Annotated in this window: 16 protein-coding genes and 1 pseudogene; 8 read left to right on the top strand and 9 right to left on the bottom strand. The window is 67.0% G+C overall.

The window, feature by feature from the left end; translation table 11 throughout:
• Positions 1-38: 38 nt before the first annotated feature.
• Positions 39-1121: an inositol-3-phosphate synthase gene (locus IF78_RS0124710; protein WP_031484673.1), complete on the bottom strand. Its 1083-nt coding sequence runs from the start codon at positions 1119-1121 to the stop codon at positions 39-41.
• Positions 1122-1165: 44 nt separating this feature from the next.
• Positions 1166-1849, bottom strand: coding sequence for a PadR family transcriptional regulator (locus IF78_RS0124715; RefSeq protein ID WP_031484675.1), 684 nt, complete (start codon positions 1847-1849; stop codon positions 1166-1168).
• Positions 1850-2201: 352 nt separating this feature from the next.
• Here IF78_RS0124715 and IF78_RS0124720 point away from each other — a divergent pair, with 352 nt between their 5' ends.
• Positions 2202-4886: a transglycosylase domain-containing protein gene (locus tag IF78_RS0124720; protein ID WP_078662572.1), complete on the top strand. Its 2685-nt coding sequence runs from the start codon at positions 2202-2204 to the stop codon at positions 4884-4886.
• Positions 4887-5129: 243 nt separating this feature from the next.
• The gene (locus tag IF78_RS0124725) at positions 5130-6629 is read left to right on the top strand and encodes a glycosyltransferase family 87 protein (protein ID WP_199921424.1); all 1500 of its coding nucleotides are present in this window, start codon (positions 5130-5132) and stop codon (positions 6627-6629) included.
• Positions 6630-6722: 93 nt separating this feature from the next.
• Here IF78_RS0124725 and IF78_RS0124730 read toward each other — a convergent pair whose 3' ends face one another.
• The 3 genes from IF78_RS0124730 to IF78_RS0124740 all read right to left on the bottom strand — a co-directional run bounded on the left by IF78_RS0124730 (position 6723) and on the right by IF78_RS0124740 (position 9491).
• Entirely contained in the window at positions 6723-7754 is a 1032-nt protein-coding gene (locus IF78_RS0124730; RefSeq protein ID WP_031484681.1) for an alanine racemase, read from the bottom strand.
• A 98-nt stretch (positions 7755-7852) separates the two neighbouring features.
• Positions 7853-8971 (bottom strand): peptidoglycan bridge formation glycyltransferase FemX, encoded by a 1119-nt coding sequence (femX, locus tag IF78_RS0124735; protein WP_031484683.1) that lies wholly within the window; start codon positions 8969-8971, stop codon positions 7853-7855.
• A gap of 220 nt (positions 8972-9191) precedes the next feature.
• On the bottom strand, positions 9192-9491 hold the full coding sequence (locus IF78_RS0124740; protein WP_031484686.1) for a hypothetical protein: 300 nt from the start codon (positions 9489-9491) through the stop codon (positions 9192-9194).
• A gap of 288 nt (positions 9492-9779) precedes the next feature.
• On the opposite strand from IF78_RS0124740, the gene rpsF reads away from it, so the two are divergent.
• From rpsF to rplI, 4 genes are all read left to right on the top strand, one after another.
• Positions 9780-10070, top strand: coding sequence for a 30S ribosomal protein S6 (gene rpsF / locus IF78_RS0124745; protein ID WP_005482942.1), 291 nt, complete (start codon positions 9780-9782; stop codon positions 10068-10070).
• Positions 10071-10138: 68 nt separating this feature from the next.
• Complete coding sequence (locus IF78_RS0124750; RefSeq protein ID WP_031484690.1) at positions 10139-10726, top strand: single-stranded DNA-binding protein; 588 nt, start codon at positions 10139-10141, stop codon at positions 10724-10726.
• 81 nt (positions 10727-10807) lie between these two features.
• Positions 10808-11044 (top strand): 30S ribosomal protein S18, encoded by a 237-nt coding sequence (gene rpsR / locus IF78_RS0124755; protein ID WP_003949403.1) that lies wholly within the window; start codon positions 10808-10810, stop codon positions 11042-11044.
• 18 nt (positions 11045-11062) lie between these two features.
• The gene (gene rplI / locus IF78_RS0124760) at positions 11063-11509 is read left to right on the top strand and encodes a 50S ribosomal protein L9 (RefSeq protein ID WP_019760035.1); all 447 of its coding nucleotides are present in this window, start codon (positions 11063-11065) and stop codon (positions 11507-11509) included.
• 131 nt (positions 11510-11640) lie between these two features.
• Here the strand turns inward: rplI and IF78_RS0124765 are convergent, their stop codons facing one another.
• Entirely contained in the window at positions 11641-12978 is a 1338-nt protein-coding gene (locus tag IF78_RS0124765; protein WP_078662578.1) for an MATE family efflux transporter, read from the bottom strand.
• 460 nt (positions 12979-13438) lie between these two features.
• Between IF78_RS0124765 and dnaB the strand changes: the two genes are divergently transcribed.
• Positions 13439-14917, top strand: coding sequence for a replicative DNA helicase (dnaB, locus tag IF78_RS0124770; protein ID WP_031484697.1), 1479 nt, complete (start codon positions 13439-13441; stop codon positions 14915-14917).
• A 199-nt stretch (positions 14918-15116) separates the two neighbouring features.
• On the opposite strand, the gene IF78_RS43880 is transcribed toward dnaB, so the two are convergent.
• The gene (locus IF78_RS43880) at positions 15117-15917 is read right to left on the bottom strand and encodes an RNA-binding protein (protein WP_234439881.1); all 801 of its coding nucleotides are present in this window, start codon (positions 15915-15917) and stop codon (positions 15117-15119) included.
• Between the two features lie 42 nt (positions 15918-15959).
• Here IF78_RS43880 and IF78_RS0124780 point away from each other — a divergent pair, with 42 nt between their 5' ends.
• Positions 15960-17351: a serine hydrolase domain-containing protein gene (locus tag IF78_RS0124780; RefSeq protein WP_031484699.1), complete on the top strand. Its 1392-nt coding sequence runs from the start codon at positions 15960-15962 to the stop codon at positions 17349-17351.
• A gap of 49 nt (positions 17352-17400) precedes the next feature.
• On the opposite strand, the gene IF78_RS0124785 is transcribed toward IF78_RS0124780, so the two are convergent.
• Positions 17401-17853 carry a GNAT family N-acetyltransferase gene (locus IF78_RS0124785; protein ID WP_031484701.1) on the bottom strand — a complete coding sequence of 151 codons (453 nt, stop codon included), beginning with the start codon at positions 17851-17853 and terminating at the stop codon, positions 17401-17403.
• A pseudogene (locus IF78_RS46405) lies at positions 17840-18114 on the bottom strand (hypothetical protein). Before IF78_RS46405 ends, IF78_RS0124785 begins: the two are co-directional and overlap by 14 nt.
• Positions 18115-18200: the final 86 nt, after the last annotated feature.

Here is an 18200-nt window from a genome sequence, read left to right on the forward strand (position 1 = left end):
CGCAGTGCTGCGTCTCGCCAGCACAGTGCCGTGTCTCGCTAGCGCTCGACTTCGCCCTTGATGAACTTCTCCACGTTCTCGCGGGCCACGTCGTCGAAGTACTGGACCGGCGGGGACTTCATGAAGTAGCTCGAGGCCGACAGGATCGGGCCGCCGATGCCGCGGTCCTTGGCGATCTTCGCGGCGCGCAGGGCGTCGATGATGACGCCGGCGGAGTTCGGGGAGTCCCAGACCTCGAGCTTGTACTCCAGGTTCAGCGGGACGTCACCGAAGGCGCGGCCCTCGAGGCGGACGTACGCCCACTTGCGGTCGTCGAGCCAGGCGACGTAGTCGGACGGGCCGATGTGGACGTTCTTCTCGCCGAGCTCCCGGTCGGGGATCTGGGAGGTGACGGCCTGCGTCTTGGAGATCTTCTTGGACTCCAGGCGCTCGCGCTCGAGCATGTTCTTGAAGTCCATGTTGCCGCCGACGTTCAGCTGCATCGTGCGGTCCAGGATGACGCCGCGGTCCTCGAACAGCTTCGCCATGACGCGGTGCGTGATGGTCGCGCCGACCTGGGACTTGATGTCGTCACCGACGATCGGGACGCCCGCCTCCGTGAACTTGTCCGCCCACTCCTTCGTACCTGCGATGAAGACCGGCAGGGCGTTGACGAAGGCGACCTTGGCGTCGATGGCGCACTGGGCGTAGAACTTCGCCGCGTCCTCGGAGCCCACGGGCAGGTAGCAGACGAGGACGTCGACCTGCTTGTCCTTGAGGACCTGGACGACGTCGACCGGGGCCTCGGCGGACTCCTCGATGGTCTCGCGGTAGTACTTGCCGAGGCCGTCGAGGGTGTGGCCGCGCTGGACGGTCACGCCGGTGCGGGGCACGTCGCAGATCTTGATGGTGTTGTTCTCGCTGGCGCCGATGGCGTCCGCGAGGTCGAGGCCGACCTTCTTCGCGTCGACATCGAAGGCGGCGACGAACTCGACGTCCCGGACGTGGTAGTCGCCGAACTGCACGTGCATCAGGCCGGGGACCTTGGACGCCGGGTCGGCGTCCTTGTAGTACTCGACTCCCTGAACCAGCGACGCGGCGCAGTTGCCCACGCCGACGACGGCTACGCGAACCGAACCCATTCCGGTTGCTCCCTGTGTGTACGAGTGAGGCCCTGACTGGGCGCTCACGTGGCGGTGTCGCCGGGCGAATCCGTCTTGGGGGCGTCCCCGGGACGGGGCAGATCGCCCGGCTCTCCAGATGTGGTGTCCTGCTGAGCGGACCCCCCGGAAGCGGAACCTTTCAGGTCCCGCCCGGCCCGCTCGCTCTCGATGAGCTCGTTCAGCCAGCGCACTTCGCGCTCCACGGACTCCATCCCGTGGCGCTGGAGCTCAAGCGTGTAGTCGTCGAGGCGCTCCCGAGTGCGTGCCAGAGAGGCGCGCATCTTCTCCAGGCGCTCCTCCAGCCGGCTGCGGCGGCCCTCCAGCACGCGCATGCGCACGTCCTGCGGTGTGCGTCCGAAGAAGGCAAATCGGGCAGCGAAGTGCTCGTCCTCGTACGCGTCAGGGCCGGTCTGCGAGAGCAGCTCCTCGAAGTGTTCCTTACCTTCCGCCGTCAACCGGTAGACGATCTTGGCGCGACGGCCCGCGAGGGGCGCTGCGACCGCGTCCTCGGCGGTGTTCCCCGTTTCCTCGATCAACCAGCCGTTGGCGACCAGCGTCTTGAGGCAGGGATAGAGCGTGCCGTAGCTGAAGGCACGGAACACGCCCAGCGATGTATTGAGTCGTTTGCGCAGCTCGTAGCCGTGCATCGGGGACTCGCGGAGCAGTCCGAGTACGGCGAACTCGAGGATCCCGGAACGTCGGCTCATCCCCTCGCCTCCTCGGCTTATCTCGCGCTGATGTATCGACTCGATACATCAAGACGATAGAACGGCCTTCCGGACGCGACAAGTGGGGGAACGGTGAACGGGATCACATCAACGATTCATGGGGAGCGAGTTGCCTGATTTGGGGTGAAGTTCGGTGCAAGGCGGGCTTTGCCGGTGCGTAGTCTGTGCGCCATGCACACCACCGGGAACCGAGCGACGTCCGTGGGCGTCGTTGTCCTTGGTGCAGTACGGGTGAATGCGGGACCGACCACATCCGTACTCCGGGGGGACCGGAAAATCGCCGCCGTTGCCAGGCGCGCAGGGGTGCGCCTGCCCGAGGAGTAGTCGTTCGATGAGCGAGCACCGTCGCAAACCGCCGCAGCCGCAGGGAGGCGGACGTGCCGCGGCCCGACGCGGCCAGTCCGGCTCGTCCTCCGGCCGCCGCGCGGCACCGCGAGGCGCCACCGGGTCTCCCTCCGACTCGTACGGGTCGGGTCCCAGCGGTTCGGGAGGCGAGGAACGCCAGTACGGCGGCCGAGCCGAGGCACGCCGCGCGGCCCAGAGAAGTGGCGGCCGCCGTAGAGCGGCCGAGCCTGGCCGGGGTGGCCGCCGGGCCGCTCCGGGCGGGCCGACCGGTCCCGGGCGGGGCCGCGGCAGGGCCGCTCCCCCCGGAAAGAAGCGGTTCATCGACTATCCGCGGGCGGGTAAGTACGGCGTCGGGCGCTGGGTGCCTTCGTGGAAGCTCGTGTCGGGCCTCTTCCTGGCCTTCTTCGGGAGCCTGGTTGCCGTGGCCGGTATCGGTTACGCCATGGTGGGCGTCCCCAAGGTCGACCTGGCCGCGAAGGCGCAGAACAACGTCTACTACTGGTCCAACGGAGACGAGATGGTCTCCACGGGCGGTGAGACGAACCGGCAGATCATCAACCTGTCGCAGATCCCCAAGGCGATGCAGAACGCTGTGATCTCGCAGGAGAACAAGACCTTCTACGATGACAGCGGCATCGACCCGAAGGGCATCGCCCGCGCGGTGTTCAATATGGCGACCGGTGGCGAGACGCAGGGTGGTTCCACCATCACCCAGCAGTACGTGAAGAACGCGCGGCTCGGTGACCAGTCGCAGACGATCTCTCGCAAGTTCAAGGAGATCTTCATTTCGGTCAAGGTAGGAACCACGGTGCCGAAGGACGACATCATGGCCGGCTACCTGAACTCCGCTTACTACGGCCGCAATGCCTACGGGATCCAGGCCGCTGCCCGCGCCTACTTCAACAAGAACGCCATCGACCTGAACGCGGGCCAGTGCGCATTCCTGGCGGCCATGCTCAAGGGCGCCACGTACTACGACCCCGCAGGTGCGACGTCCATCGATCCGGCGGCCACCCCCGAGGCGAACAGCAAGCGGGCCTTGATCCAGATGCAGGACACCCTCACCAAGATGGTCGAGTACGGGCATCTGAGCGCGGAGGAGCGAGCCAAGTACACCAAGCTCCCCGAAGTGCAGAACCCGCGCTTCAACACCGCCCTGAGCGGCCAGATCGGCTACCTCGTCGATCTGGCCAACAGTTACCTGGTCAACAACAGCAAGACGACCGGGATCACCGAACAGAAGCTGCGGGAGGGCGGCCTCTCGATCTACACCACCTTCGACAAGAAAAAGGTGAAGGAGCTCGAGAAGGCAGTGACGAAGGTCTACAAGGCCAACATCAAGCCCGAGGAGCGGCCGAAGACCGACACCCACGTCCAGTTCGGCGGGGCCTCGGTGGATCCGTCCACCGGTGCGATCAGGGCCTGCTACGGAGGCTCGGACGCGACCAAGCACTTCACCAACAACTGCGATGTGACCGGTGCCCAGGTCGGCTCGACGTTCAAGCCGTTCGTGCTCGCCGCCGCGATGAAGTGGGGCGTCCGGAACCCTGACGGCCCCGCGGAGCAGGCCCAGGACGAACGCACAAAGGTCTCTCCGAAGAGCTTCTACAGCGGCAAGAACAAGCTCAAGATCAAGGACTACGACCGTCAGATCTGGCGGAACGAGAAGGGCGAAGAGTGGAACCAGGTCAACGACGGCGATGAGTCGTACGGCACTCCGCCGAGCTACCGGATCGACCTTCGTGAGGCGATGCGGGAGTCGGTGAACTCCGCTTTCGTGCAGCTCGGCATGGATGTCGGGCTGGACAAGGTGAAGGAGGCGGCGGTGGACGCCGGCGTCCTGGAGAGCAGCCTGGCCGGTGCCAACTACCCGTCCTTCTCCATCGGCACCTCCCAGCCGAGTGCCATCCGCATGGCGGGCGCGTACGCCACCTTCGCGGCCAGCGGGAAGCAGCGTGCTCCCTTCTCCGTCACGAAGGTGACGAGCAAGGACGGCGATGTCTTCACCCACGAAACCCTAACCAAGGATGCCTTCACCTCGGCGGTCGCTGACAACGTCACGGACGTCCTGAAGACGGTGGTCGAGGACGGCACGGGTACCAACGCCCAGCTGACCGGCCGTGAGGTGGCGGGCAAGACCGGTACCACGGACGGCAACCGGTCCGCCTGGTTCGTCGGCTACACCCCGCAGCTGTCGACGGCGATCTCGATGTTCAGGATGGACGACAACGAGAAGAACCAGAACCGTGAGTTCCTGAAGATGTTCGGAACGGGTGGCCAGGAGAAGATCCACGGTGCCTCGTTCCCGGCCGAGATCTGGCATGACTACATGGAGCAGGCGCTGAAGGGCACGCAGCCGAAGCCCTTCCCGACGCCGGAGGCCATCGGTGAGGTCATCAACGACATCCCGACCCCGACGCCTACTCCCACGCCCAGCCAGACCGAGGAAGCCAGCCCGACTCCGAGTCCGACGCCCAGTGAGTCGCTGACCTCGCCGACGCCCACGCCGACGGAGACCTGCTTCGGCTTCCAGTGCAATGACGTCGGAGGTGCGGACAACGGCGGCACTGACGGAGGCGTGACCTCGACACCGACGCCAACGGAGACGGAGACCGACGGCAACGGCAATGCCAACGGCAACGGAGGCATCTTCGGCGGACCGTCAGGCTGACCGATGGCTCACCCGTCGCATGAAGGCCGGTGGCCGGCACCCCGCTTGGTGGGTGCCGGCCACCGGCCGTTTCGCCTCTTGGGGGGCACTCGGGCGTCGGCCTGTTTCACGTGAAACGTCGGTTTCACGTGAAACACTCAGCCGCAGGACTCCTTTGGTAGCGGTCTCCGAGGCGCAGGCGCACACAACGTTGTTCGCTGGAGGCATGGGGACGTCTCAGGGACGTACGGCAGGATGTGCCTCATGTCCAGTGCAGAGACGACGCCCACGAGCATGCACAAGCCGGACCCGGTGCGGCCGACCAAGGAGGACGAGGTCGCCGCAAGCGGGAGTGAGCTGATCGGTGGCCCCATCGGACGGCGCGCCCTGCTCGGGACGTCCTGGTGGACGCCTGTGCGGATCATCGCGCTCGTGGCGATCGGCATGTTCGCCCTCGGTCTGGTCCAGAAGGCACCCTGCTACAACGGCGCCTGGTTCTTCGGCGCCAGCTCGCAGTACACGCATGCCTGCTACTCGGACATCCCGCATCTCTACCAGGGGCGCGGATTCGCCGACGGGCTCGTGCCGTACTTCGACAAGCTCCCCGGCGACATGGAGTACCTCGAATACCCGGTGCTGACCGGCGTGTTCATGGAGGTCGCCTCCTGGCTCACGCCGAGCAGTGGCAGCATCCAGGACCAGGAGCAGTGGTACTGGATGGTCAACGCCGGGATGCTGATGGTGTGCGCGGCCGTCATCGCCGTCTGCGTGACGCGCACTCACACCCGGCGCCCCTGGGACGGCCTGCTGGTCGCCCTGGCCCCTGCCTTCGCGTTGACCGCGACCATCAACTGGGACCTGCTGGCCGTCTCTCTGACGGCCGCGGCGATGCTGATGTGGTCGCGGGGCCGCTCGCTCGCCTTCGGTGTCCTGTTGGGGCTCGCCACGGCCGCCAAGCTCTATCCCGTCTTCCTGCTCGGCCCGCTGTTCGTGCTGTGCTGGCGCGCCGGCAAGTTGCGGGACTTCGGAAAGGCGCTGGGCGGCACCGCCTTCGCCTGGTTGGTCGTGAACCTTCCGGTGATGCTCCTCGCCTGGGACGGGTGGTCGCAGTTCTACCGGTTCAGCCAGGAACGGGGCGTCGACTTCGGCTCCTTCTGGCTGATCATGGCCCAGAACTCCACCGACCCGCTGAGCACCGAGACCGTCAACACGCTCGCCACGCTGCTGATGCTCCTGTGCTGTGCCGGCGTCGCCGCGCTCACGCTCACCGCGCCGCGCCGTCCGCGCTTCGCCCAGCTTGCCTTCCTGATCGTCGCGGCGTTCATCGTCACCAACAAGGTCTACTCGCCGCAGTACGTCCTGTGGCTGGTGCCCCTGGCCGTGCTGGCCCGGCCGAGGTGGCGTGACTTCCTCATCTGGCAGGCGTGCGAGGTGGCGTACTTCCTGGGGATCTGGATGTACCTCGCGTACACGACCAGCGGGGACGCTCACAAGGGACTGCCGCCCGACGGCTACCACTGGGCGATCGGCGCGCACCTGCTGGGGACGCTGTATCTGTGCGCCCTCGTCGTACGGGACATTCTCATGCCTGAGCGGGACCCGGTGCGCAGGGCTGGCGACGATGACCCCTCGGGCGGGGTGCTCGACCGGGCGGAGGACGTCTTCGTGCTCGGTCCCGCGGCCCATCCACCACGGCACGCGGCCCACTTCGACGGGCCGCAGGTGGAGTGGGGAAGCCGAGAGGCGACCGGCGGTTCGCTCTGAGCGAACAGAGTTCAGGAAGGCACGCAAAAGGCCGTACACGGGAGAGTCCGTGTACGGCCTTCTGCTGTTACGGCGTTGCCGGGCGGCCGTTGTTCAGCGGTCGACGAGCCGGTCGAACTGGGTGGTGGTGTGCCGGAGATGGGCGACCAGTTCGTCGCCCACCTGCGGCTCAGGAGCGTCCGCGGGGACGAACAGGATCGAGACCTGCATGTGCGGCGGCTCGGCGAACCAGCGCTGCTTGCCGCCCCAGACGAACGGAGAAAGGTTCCGGTTGACCGTGGCGAGGCCGGCCCGGGCAACGCCCTTGGCGCGCGGCATGACGCCGTGCAGGGCCTTGGGAGCCTCCAGGCCCACCCCGTGCGACGTACCGCCCGCCACGACCACCAGGAAGCCGTCAGAGGCCGCCTTCTGCTGCCGGTAGCCGAAGCGGTCGCCCTTGGAGACGCGCGTGACGTCCAGGACCGCGCCGCGGTACTCGGTGGCCTCGTGGTCCCCCAGCCAGAGCCGGGTGCCGATGCGGGCGCGGAAGCGGGTCTGCGGGAACTGCTGCTGCAGGCGGGCGAGTTCCTCGGCCTTGAGGTGGCTGACGAACATCGTGTGCAGCGGAAGCCGGGCCGCGCGCAGCCGGTCCATCCAGCCGATGACCTCCTCGACGGCGTCCGAGCCGTCGGTGCGGTCCAGCGGCAGGTGGATGGCGAAGCCCTCGAGTCGGACGTTCTCGATGGCGGCGTGCAGCTGCGGCAGGTCGCGCTCGCTCACGCCGTGCCGCTTCATCGAGGACATCACCTCGATGACGACACGGGCGCCCACGAGGCCGTAGACGCCGTCCACGGACGACACCGAGCGGATGACCCGGTCGGGCAGCGGCACCGGCTCCTCGCCGCGCCGGTACGGCGTCAGCACCAGCAGATCACCGCCGAACCAGTCCTTGATACGCGCGGCCTCGTACGTCGTGCCGACGGCGAGGACGTCCGAGCCCAGCCGTGTGGCCTCCTCCGCCAGCCGCTCGTGCCCGAACCCGTAGCCGTTGCCCTTGCAGACCGGGACGAGCCCCGGGAACTGCTCCTGCACGTGCTTGTGGTGCGCCCGCCAGCGCGCGGTGTCGACGTAGAGCGTGAGCGCCATGGCCGGACCTGGAACCTTTCTCGTGGCTGCGGTGTATCAGAGATATGGAAGCTATCGACGGTGCAGCAGTTGACGGTATCGGAGCAGGGAGCGCGAGGTCAGCGACGCGACATGTAGATGTCGAGAGCCTTGTGGAGCAGCTTGTTCAGCGGGAAGTCCCACTCGCCGAGGTATTCGGCGGCCTGGCCGCCCGTGCCCACCTTGAACTGGATCAGACCGAAGAGATGGTCGGTCTCGTCCAGCGAGTCGGAGATGCCGCGCAGGTCGTAGACGGTGGCGCCGAGCGCGTAGGCGTCGCGCAGCATCCGCCACTGCATCGCGTTCGAGGGCCGGACCTCACGGCCGATGTTGTCGGAGGCCCCGTAGGAGTACCAGACGTGCCCGCCGACGATCAGCATCGTCGCCGCCGACAGGTTCACGCCCTCGTGACGGGCGAAGTACAACCGCATGCGGTTGGGGTCCTCGGTGTTGAGAGCCGTCCACATGCGCTGGAAGTACGAGAGCGGGCGCGGGCGGAAGTGGTCGCGCACGGCCGTGATCTCGTACAGCCGCTGCCATTCCTCGAGGTCCTGGTAGCCACCCTGGACGACCTCGACGCCGGCCTTCTCGGCCTTCTTGATGTTGCGGCGCCACAGCTGGTTGAAGTTCTTGTGGACCTCCTCCAGGGACCGGTTGGCCAGCGGCACCTGGAAGACATAGCGGGGCTGCACGTCGCCGAAGCCGGCCCCGCCGTCCTCACCCTGCTGCCAGCCCATCCGGCGCAGCTTGTCGGCGACCTCGAAGGCGCGCGGCTCGATGAAGTCGGCCTCGATGTCGCGCAGCCGCTTCACGTCCGGGTTCTGGATGCCCTGCTTGATGGAGCCGGCCTCCCAGCGCCGGATGATCACCGGCGGGCCCATCTTCACGGAGAAGGCGCCCTGGTGCTTCAGATGCGCGAGCATCGGTTCCAGCCAGTCGTTCAGGTTTGGCGCGAACCAGTTGATGACCGGGCCCTCGGGCAGGTAGGCGAGGTAGCGCTTGATCTTGGGCAGCTGACGGTAGAGGACGAGGCCGGCGCCGACCAGTTCACCGCTCTTGTCGAACCAGCCGAGGCTCTCCGAGCGCCACTCCGCCTTGACATCCGCCCAGGCCGGGACCTGCATGTGGCTCGCCGACGGCAGGCTCTGGATGTATGCCAGATGCTGCTCGCGACTGATCGTCCTCAGGGTCAGGCTCATTCGGGGCGCTCCTCGGGCTGGTGTGTCCCCATGGGTACAGGGGCTCCGGCTCTCGCGCCGAAGCCTACTGCGCCTCGGGAGCGCCCCGACTGGGCGTACGGCAGCTTCGCCCCGGCCTACGGGCCGCCGAGACGTTCGATGCCGTTCTATGCGGTGTTCTACCGGTGTTCGGAGAAAAGCTGTCTCCGTGGGCGGCGTGCGGAGGACGGTGCCCCTGGCGTCAGAAGAGACCGCCGTGCGCCATGCCCAGGAAGAAGCCGACCGCCGAGGCGCCGAGACCGATGATCAGCGCGAAGCGCTCGCGGGTCGTCTCCGAGATCCACTGGCCGTACGCACCGACGAGGATGCCCACCAGGCCGGTCCAGGAGCTGAGCAGGTGTAGGTGGTGGAACTGCGCCGTGACGAAAGACGTGAGGCCCAGCACCAGAGTCACCGCGAGCAGGGTGTCCTGGAGAGGGTGGGGCTTTCCGTCCGTGGCGAAGAGGCCTCCGACGGTGTTGGGTCGCAATTCCTGTGCCATAGGGCACCTCCTGCGGAAGGCGGCGCATCGTAGCGCCATACACACCCGATGTGTACAGATTGACGGGCCCCCAGGGCTGATTTCAACCGGAAGCACGTGTGCGGGTACTCTGTACCGTCTGCACCGGTGTCTGCCCAGGCCATGCCAGGGAGTCCGCCCAGTCCACGCAGGGGAAGCCGCCAACCGGCCCCCCGATTGTCAGTGGCGGCCGATACCGTTGCGTACGCATCACAACCCTCCTGCCACGGAACGACCGTGGCCGCTGAGTCCAAAGGAGGTGGGTTCCACATGCGTCACTACGAGGTGATGGTCATCCTCGACCCCGATCTGGAGGAGCGCGCTGTCGCCCCTCTGATCGAGAACTTCCTCTCCGTCGTCCGTGAGGGCAACGGGAAGGTCGAGAAGGTCGACACCTGGGGCCGTCGTCGTCTCTCGTACGAGATCAAGAAGAAGCCTGAGGGCATCTACTCGGTCATCGACCTGCAGGCCGAGCCTGCGGTCGTCAAGGAGCTCGACCGCCAGATGAACCTGAACGAGTCGGTCCTCCGGACCAAGGTCCTCCGCCCCGAGACCCACTGAGCTCCGCTCAGCTGATCCCGGGATTCGAGTAGCAAGCAGCCAGAGCAAACCCGCCGAGAGGTTCCCCCATGGCAGGCGAGACCGTCATCACGGTCGTCGGCAATCTTGTCGATGACCCCGAGCTGCGCTTCACCCCGTCCGGTGCGGCGGTCGCGAAGTTCCGTGTCGCGTCCACCCCCCGCACCTTCGACCGCCAGACGAACGAGTGGAAGGACGGCGAAAGCCTCTTCCTGACCTGCTCGGTCTGGCGTCAGGCGGCGGAGAACGTCGCCGAGTCGCTCCAGCGAGGCATGCGCGTCATCGTGCAGGGCCGGCTGAAGCAGCGGTCCTACGAGGACCGTGAGGGCGTCAAGCGCACGGTCTACGAGCTGGACGTCGAGGAAGTCGGCGCCAGCCTCCGCAACGCCACGGCCAAGGTCACCAAGACCGCCGGTGGCGCTCGCGGTGGCCAGGGTGGTTACGGCGGCGGTGGCGGCCAGGGTGGCGGCGGCTGGGGCGGTGGCCCCGGCGGCGGTCAGCAGGGCGGCGGCGCTCCCGCCGACGACCCGTGGGCAACCGGCGCTCCCGCCGGTGGCCAGCAGGGCGGTGGCGGCGGCTGGGGTGGAAACTCCGGCGGCGGCCAGGGCGGCGGCTACTCGGACGAGCCCCCCTTCTAGGCCTTTGGGCTCGGCCTCCGGGTCGGTCCGGGTCAGAGGGCGGGTCGTACCCAAACTTCTTGATCACACAGGAGAATCACCATGGCGAAGCCGCCTGTGCGCAAGCCGAAGAAGAAGGTCTGCGCTTTCTGCAAGGACAAGGTCACGTACGTGGACTACAAGGACACGAACATGCTGCGGAAGTTCATTTCCGACCGTGGCAAGATCCGTGCCCGCCGCGTGACCGGCAACTGCACGCAGCACCAGCGTGACGTCGCCACGGCCGTCAAGAACAGCCGTGAGATGGCGCTGCTGCCCTACACGTCCACCGCGCGCTAAGGGAAGGGTGACCGACTAATGAAGATCATCCTCACCCACGAGGTCTCCGGCCTCGGTGCTGCGGGCGACGTCGTCGACGTCAAGGACGGTTACGCTCGCAACTACCTGATCCCGCGGAAGTTCGCTATCCGCTGGACCAAGGGTGGCGAGAAGGACGTCGAGCAGATCCGTCGTGCTCGCAAGATCCACGAGATCCAGACCATCGAGCAGGCCAACCAGATCAAGGGCCAGCTCGAGGCGGTCAAGGTCCGTCTGGCCGTTCGTTCCGGCGACGCCGGTCGTCTCTTCGGTTCTGTGACCCCGGCCGACATCGCTTCCGCGATCAAGGCTGCTGGTGGCCCCGAGGTCGACAAGCGCCGCATCGAGCTCGGTGCGCCGATCAAGACCCTGGGCGCCCACGAGACGTCTGTGCGTCTGCACCCCGAGGTTGCCGCTAAGGTCAACATCGAGGTCATCGCGGCCTGATAGCTGCGCTCGGCTTGAACAGCTGAACGAAGGGGCCGTACCCGTTGGGGTACGGCCCCTTCGCTGTGGCTTCTCCGTGTCGGCACGGTCGAGTTCGTTTCACGTGAAACACGCTGTTTCACGTGAAACGGTCAGTGGGTCGCTCCCGTGACGACCCAGCGGCCCGAACGGGCGCGTAGCCAGAGCGTCAGCATGCGCACCGCCATCATCAGCGTCATCGCTCCCCAGAGCGCGGTGAGTCCGCCGCCGAGCACGGGGACGAGCAGCGCGATCGGAGTGAAGACCGCAAGGGTGACCACCATGGCCCAGGCCAGGTAGGGGCCATCGCCCGCTCCCATCAGCACGCCGTCCAGGACGAAGACGACGCCGCAGATCGGCTGGGAGAGCGCCACGATCACCAGGGCGGGCAGGGCAGTGTCCGTGACCGAGGAGTCGCTCGTGAACAACGGCAGGAAGGCTGGGCGTGAGATCACCACGAGCAGTCCGAGTGCTACGCCGGCCGCGATGCCCCACTCCACCATCCGACGGCAGGCGGCCCGGGCGCCCTCGGCGTCGTTGGCACCGAGATACCGTCCGATGATGGCCTGCCCGGCGATGGCGATGGCGTCCAGCGCGAAGGCGAGCAGGCTCCAGAGCGACAGGATGATCTGGTGCGCCGCGATGTCGGCGTCCCCGAGGCGGGCTGCGACAGCCGTGGCAATCATCAGAATTGCCCGTAGCGAGAGGGTGCGGACCAGGAGGGGCACTCCGGCTTGTGCCGAGGCTCTTATCCCCGCCACGTCGGGGCGCAGGGAGGCGCCGTGCTCACGGGCGCCGCGGATGACGACCACGAGGTAAGCCGCAGCCATGCCGCATTGGGCGATGACGGTGCCCCACGCGGAACCTGCGATGCCGAGGTCGGCGCCATAGACGAGGCCCGCGTTGAGCGCGGCGTTGGCGACGAAGCCTGCGACGGCAACGTAGAGGGGCGTCTTGGTGTCCTGCATGCCGCGCAGAACGCCGGTGGCGGCGAGCACGACGAGCATGGCCGGGATGCCGAGTGCCGAGATCCGTAGATAGGTGGTCGCGTAAGGAGCTGCGGTGTCCGAGGCGCCGAAGAGTTCCACGAGGAACGGAGCTGTGGGGAGGACGACTGCTATGACTGCCGCGCCGAGAAGGAGCGCCAGCCAGATGCCGTCCATGCCCTGGCGGATGGCGGCTTGTAGGTCGCCGGCTCCTACGCGTCGGGCGACGGCCGCCGTGGTGGCATAGGCGAGGAAGACGAAGACGCTGACGGCTGTCATGAGGAGGGCCGAGGCGACCCCGAGCCCGGCGAGCTGTGCGGTGCCGAGATGTCCGACGATCGCGCTGTCGACCATGACGAAGAGGGGCTCGGCGACGAGTGCGCCGAAGGCCGGGACGGCCAGTGCGACGATCTCTCGGTCGTGCTGTCGCCGGGCGGCCTTGGGAGTCGCGGGAGCCTGTGTCATGGCCACCAATCTAATCGTCCACAGGTAAGAGATGCAATGGAATAGTGACCCTTACAGACCGTCTCGTCGTGTGTGCTTCCTCGCACCGTACGAAGCGATCTTGGTCCGACTGGGGAAGTTTTTCTTCTGCACAGCCGGTGGACGGCAAACCCGCAGGTCAAGGCAGCTCCCCGGGAATCGCGCGGAGCTTGTTCACAGGGCTGTCCACCGTGTCGTGCACAGGTTTTACGGAGTTCTCCACAGCATCCGGGCCGTCGTCCACATGGCCTGTGGATAACCAGATTGGCTGACGGTGCCCGCGGGCCTACCGTAGTCCGGCGCCCGCTCCGTCTGTCGGCCGTGAAAGCGTCACAAAACCGACGTGCCAGAACCGGAGTTGGGCCTCTTATTTGTCAGTGGCGTGCCGTAGAACAGAGGGGCACGGCGAGGGTCCGCTCTGCGGACGGGAGGAGGTGGCTCGGTGAGCATTTCCGAGCCCTTGGACGATCCGTGGGCCGACAGCGGTCCCAGCGATCGTCTGCCCGCCTCCCGCCGACGCGGTGACGGTGGCCGAGCACGCGACGAGCAGCATGACCGTGGCCGGGACAACGGCGAGTGGGAAGGCGGCGGCTCGGCCTTCGAGCGGGTACCGCCGCAGGATCTTGATGCCGAGCAGTCCGTCCTCGGCGGAATGCTCCTGTCCAAGGACGCCATCGCCGACGTGGTCGAGGTCCTCAAGGGCCACGATTTCTACAAGCCCGCGCACGAGACGATCTTCCAGGCGATCCTCGACGTCTACGCCAAGGGCGAGCCGGCCGACCCCATCACCATCGCCGCCGAGCTCACCAAACGCGGAGAGATCAACAAGGTCGGCGGCGCCTCGTATCTCCACACCCTGGTCCAGACGGTGCCGACGGCGGCGAATGCCGAGTACTACGCGGAGATCGTCCATGAGCGCGCCGTGCTGCGCCGCCTGGTCGAGGCCGGCACCCGCATCACGCAGATGGGATACGCGGCCGACGACGACGTCGACGAGATCGTCAACCGCGCCCAGGCCGAGATCTATGCGGTCACTGAGCAGCGCACCAGCGAGGACTATCTGCCGCTCGGCGACATCATGGAGGGCGCGCTCGACGAGATCGAGGCCATCGGCTCCCGCAGTGGCGAGATGACCGGTGTGCCCACGGGGTTCACCGACCTCGACTCGCTCACCAACGGCCTGCACCCGGGCCAGATGATCGTCATCGCGGCACGTCCGGCCATGGGTAAGTCCACGCTCGCGCTGGACTTCGCCCGGGCGGCGTCGATCAAGCACAACCTGGCGAGCGTCATCTTCTCCCTCGAAATGGGACGCAACGAGATCGCGATGCGTCTGCTGTCGGCCGAGGCCCGTGTGGCCCTGCATCACATGCGCTCCGGCACCATGACGGACGAGGACTGGACACGCCTGGCGCGCCGGATGCCGGAGGTGTCGGCGGCTCCGCTCTACATCGACGACTCACCGAACCTGTCGATGATGGAGATCCGCGCGAAGTGCCGTCGGCTGAAGCAGCGCAACGACATCAAGCTCGTGATCATCGACTATCTCCAGCTGATGCAGTCCGGTGGTTCAAAACGATCCGAGAGCCGTCAGCAGGAGGTCTCGGACATGTCCCGTAACCTCAAGCTCCTGGCCAAGGAGCTGGAGGTCCCGGTGATCGCGCTCTCGCAGCTCAACCGTGGACCCGAGCAGCGCACCGACAAGAAACCGATGGTGTCCGACCTGCGTGAGTCCGGCTCCATCGAGCAGGACGCCGACATGGTGATCCTGCTGCATCGCGAGGACGCCTACGAGAAGGAGTCGCCCCGCGCGGGCGAGGCGGACATCATCGTGGGCAAGCACCGTAACGGTCCGACGGCGACGATCACGGTCGCCTTCCAGGGCCACTACTCGCGGTTCGTGGACATGGCGCAGACCTGATACCAGCTCTGTCATACCTCGCGGTTGACTTCACAGTCTCAGGTCCGGGCCCAGTCTCGGTCGCTTGGCGTCGACTTGGTTCGCCAACGAGCCCGTACGACTCCGGCGCTGTCGGGCATAACCGCAGTACATAGAGGCATACGTTCCCCCGCATTTACAGACAGGAGCGCGGCAGCGCGGGCTCTGGATATCCGGGCGGTCAGTTCCGGGAACTCGTCCTCGTCGGCGACGGCACTATGAGGCCGTCGTCGCCGTGCCACACGCCTTCGATGAGACCATCAGCGGGGAGGGCTCTCAGGACGGCATCGATGTCGGTGGACAGGGGTGGCCAGACAGCGAGATGGGCCCGGGGAGCCAGTCCGGCGCGAACCGGGTCGATGGTGTCGCTGGTGAGGCGGTGCCATCGTGAGGCGCCTTCCAGATACGTCTCTTCCAGGATTCCTGCATGGCCGGCGGCGACTGCCCTGCGCAGGTCTGCCCAGAAGCCGTCATCTCCGGGCCTCTGGATGTCTTGTTCTTCCTCCGCCTCGAAGGCGTACGGGGAGACGGCCAGGCGCTCTGGGAACAGCCCGAGCTCGCGGGTGCGGGCCACTGCTTCCTCGCAAGGTCGGCTGCTGCTGATGTAGAGGCACTGGTCCCACCCCACATGGACCGTGAACGTTTCCTCCGCCTCCAGCCGGCACCAGGCACCGCTGTCTCGCAGCATGACCCGCACCAACTCCAGCGCGATATCGAGCGGCACCTGTGCCCCGTCGTGGAAGCCGGCCTGGCCGGACGGGAAGAGCCCTTCCAGCCCGAAACCGTCTACGGGAGGCTCGACACCGAAGTGCGCGAGGGACGGAATCTGCGGTTCGCGTACGACGAGGTGATCGACGCCGGTGTCCGCGGCGAAGGCAGCGACCGCCTGAAGGTAGGCCGCCTCGACCTCGCCATGGTCGCTGACAGTGTCCTCGGGACCGGTGGAATGACCCTGTTCGCCGCTGTCAGCGGGGTCGTACATTCCGCACAGGCCCGACGCCACGGAAAGGTGGTGGACTGGGGCATGACGATTTCCCAGGATGAGTTGCTCCCCGCCACGCGTCGGGCACTGCTGCACCGCATCGCCGTGGCCCAGGCCGAAGGGCGTGCCCCCTCGTTGGTCGCCGCGGTCGTACGGGACGGCAGAGCCGTGTGGCATGGCTCGCGCACCTCGATGGAGGGGCACGCGCCGGATGAGAATGTGCAGTACCGAATCGGTTCGATCACTAAGACCTTCACCGCCGTTCTCGTCCTGCGGCAGCGTGACGAGGGCCTGCTCGACCTCGGTGACCCGCTGGAGAAACATCTGCCGGGCACGGACGCGGGGGAGGCCACCGTTGCCGAACTGCTCGCACACACCAGTGGGTTGGCGGCCGAGTCGCCGGCGCCGTGGTGGGAACGGACCTCCGGATCACTGCGGCCCGAGCTCTCCGACGTTCTGGGTGAGCAGCCCTTCCTGCATCCGTCCGGGCGCCGGTTCCACTACTCGAATCCCGGCTACACGCTGCTGGGTGCGCTGGTCGAGAAGCTGCGTGGGGCTCCATGGGAGGAGGTACTCCGGCGTGAAGTGATCGAACCCCTGGGCCTGAAGCGCACGAGTACGCGACCGCAGGCACCCCACGCGGGAGGCTGGGCCGTGCATCCTTGGGCCGATGTGATGCTTCCCGAGCCCATCGAAGATCTCGGACGGATGGCACCGGCTGGTCAACTGTGGTCCACCACCGACGACTTGGCACGGTTCGCCGTCCTCCTGGCCGGCGGCGACGACCGGGTGCTGAGCGCTGAGTCCGTGCGGGAGATGCGGACCCCTGCGGCGCCGCCCGAAGCCGCCGACGTGGTGGAGGGCGCGGCGTACGGCCTGGGGATGCAGATCCAGTACCGGGACGGACGGCTCCTCGTGGGGCATGGCGGGTCATTGCCGGGCTTCCTGGCGAGTCTGACCATCAGCGTGGAAGACGACGTCGCGGCCGTCGTGCTGGCCAACTGCACCTCCGGACCACTGGTCTCCCTCGTCGCCGCCGACCTCGTCCGTATCGTCGCCGAGGCCGAGCCGCGTATTCCCGAGTCGTGGCGGCCGATGCCTGAGGTCGATGCGGAGGTCCTGGAGTTGGCGGGCCAGTGGTACTGGGGAACACACCCCTTCGCCCTACGGCTGACCTCCGACGGACTCGTCTCGCTGGAGCCGCTGTCCGGCAAGGGGCGCCGCTCGCGTTTCCGTCCCAACGGCGACGGCACATGGACGGGCCTGGAGGGCTACTACGCCAGCGAGCTCCTGAAGGCCGTACGGCGGCCGGACGGGGCGCTGGACCATCTGGACCTCGGGTCGTTCGTCTTCACGCGTCAGCCGTATGACGAGGGGGCCGCGGTACCGGGAGGTGTGGATCCCGACGGGTGGCGGGGCAGCAGCTCCTTCTGAGGGTCTGGCGAGTGCGCCTGTTTCACGTGAAACAGGCGCACTCACCGTTTCACAACTGGATCTTGAAGCCTACGTGTGAGGCCGTGAAACCGAGCCGCTCATAGAAGCGGTGGGCGTCCGTACGGCTCTTGTCGGAGGTCAGCTGCACCAGCTGGCAGTTCTGCCGACGGGATTCCTCGATCGCCCACTCGATGAGCTGTGTGCCCAGGCCGCTGCCTCGCTCGTCGGCGTGGATGCGTACGGCTTCGATGATCGACCTGGTGGAGCCGCGCCGCGACAGCCCGGGAATGACCGTGAGCTGGAGTGTGCCGACGACACGGCTCTCGCGGACGGCGACGACCAGGTGCTGGTTCGGGTCACTGCTGAGCCGCTCCAGTGCGGCCATGTAGGGGCTCAGGTCGTCCGGTGACTCACGCTGGGCACCCAGTGGATCGTCCGCGAGCATCGCGACGATCGCGGGAATGTCATCGGCCACAGCGGGGCGTATCTCAAGATCTCCCATGCCCGCAGCCTATGCGGGAGCCGGGAGCCGGGAGCCGGGAGCCGGGAGCCGGGAGCGACTCGACGACCCGTACCAGCGGGGCCAGTTCGGGATTCTTCGCGGCTTCGTCGAGGGCCTCGCGCAACGCGGCCTCGTTGGTGGGGCGTGCCTCTTCGAGGAGTTCGAGGCGCGCTCGATGTGCGCCTCGATCCTCCTGTGCAGCAGGGAGAGGGCGCACCAGCCCTGGGTGACGGCGGTGAGCGCGGGGTCCGTGGCGGTCATGGCGCCGGTGTCCTCCGTCCCGGTGTGGTCAAGGTAGAGCAGAACTGCAATTGCCTGCGCTTGCAAATATGCCGCGTACGCAAGTA

Origin of the sequence: Streptomyces bicolor (genome assembly GCF_000719285.1) — a bacterium.
GTDB classification, from domain to species: Bacteria; Actinomycetota; Actinomycetes; order Streptomycetales; family Streptomycetaceae; genus Streptomyces; species Streptomyces bicolor.

What these genes read in the sequence shown, in the direction of transcription:
- IF78_RS0124710 (WP_031484673.1), bottom strand. Translation starts at nt 1,121, where the DNA reads ATGGGTTCGGTTCGCGTAGCCGTCGTCGGCGTGGGCAACTGCGCCGCG.
- IF78_RS0124715 (WP_031484675.1), bottom strand. Translation starts at nt 1,849, where the DNA reads ATGAGCCGACGTTCCGGGATCCTCGAGTTCGCCGTACTCGGACTGCTC.
- IF78_RS0124720 (WP_078662572.1), top strand. Translation starts at nt 2,202, where the DNA reads ATGAGCGAGCACCGTCGCAAACCGCCGCAGCCGCAGGGAGGCGGACGT.
- IF78_RS0124725 (WP_199921424.1), top strand. Translation starts at nt 5,130, where the DNA reads ATGTCCAGTGCAGAGACGACGCCCACGAGCATGCACAAGCCGGACCCG.
- IF78_RS0124730 (WP_031484681.1), bottom strand. Translation starts at nt 7,754, where the DNA reads ATGGCGCTCACGCTCTACGTCGACACCGCGCGCTGGCGGGCGCACCAC.
- femX (WP_031484683.1), bottom strand. Translation starts at nt 8,971, where the DNA reads ATGAGCCTGACCCTGAGGACGATCAGTCGCGAGCAGCATCTGGCATAC.
- IF78_RS0124740 (WP_031484686.1), bottom strand. Translation starts at nt 9,491, where the DNA reads ATGGCACAGGAATTGCGACCCAACACCGTCGGAGGCCTCTTCGCCACG.
- rpsF (WP_005482942.1), top strand. Translation starts at nt 9,780, where the DNA reads ATGCGTCACTACGAGGTGATGGTCATCCTCGACCCCGATCTGGAGGAG.
- IF78_RS0124750 (WP_031484690.1), top strand. Translation starts at nt 10,139, where the DNA reads ATGGCAGGCGAGACCGTCATCACGGTCGTCGGCAATCTTGTCGATGAC.
- rpsR (WP_003949403.1), top strand. Translation starts at nt 10,808, where the DNA reads ATGGCGAAGCCGCCTGTGCGCAAGCCGAAGAAGAAGGTCTGCGCTTTC.
- rplI (WP_019760035.1), top strand. Translation starts at nt 11,063, where the DNA reads ATGAAGATCATCCTCACCCACGAGGTCTCCGGCCTCGGTGCTGCGGGC.
- IF78_RS0124765 (WP_078662578.1), bottom strand. Translation starts at nt 12,978, where the DNA reads ATGACACAGGCTCCCGCGACTCCCAAGGCCGCCCGGCGACAGCACGAC.
- IF78_RS43880 (WP_234439881.1), bottom strand. Translation starts at nt 15,917, where the DNA reads ATGTACGACCCCGCTGACAGCGGCGAACAGGGTCATTCCACCGGTCCC.
- IF78_RS0124780 (WP_031484699.1), top strand. Translation starts at nt 15,960, where the DNA reads ATGACGATTTCCCAGGATGAGTTGCTCCCCGCCACGCGTCGGGCACTG.
- IF78_RS0124785 (WP_031484701.1), bottom strand. Translation starts at nt 17,853, where the DNA reads ATGGGAGATCTTGAGATACGCCCCGCTGTGGCCGATGACATTCCCGCG.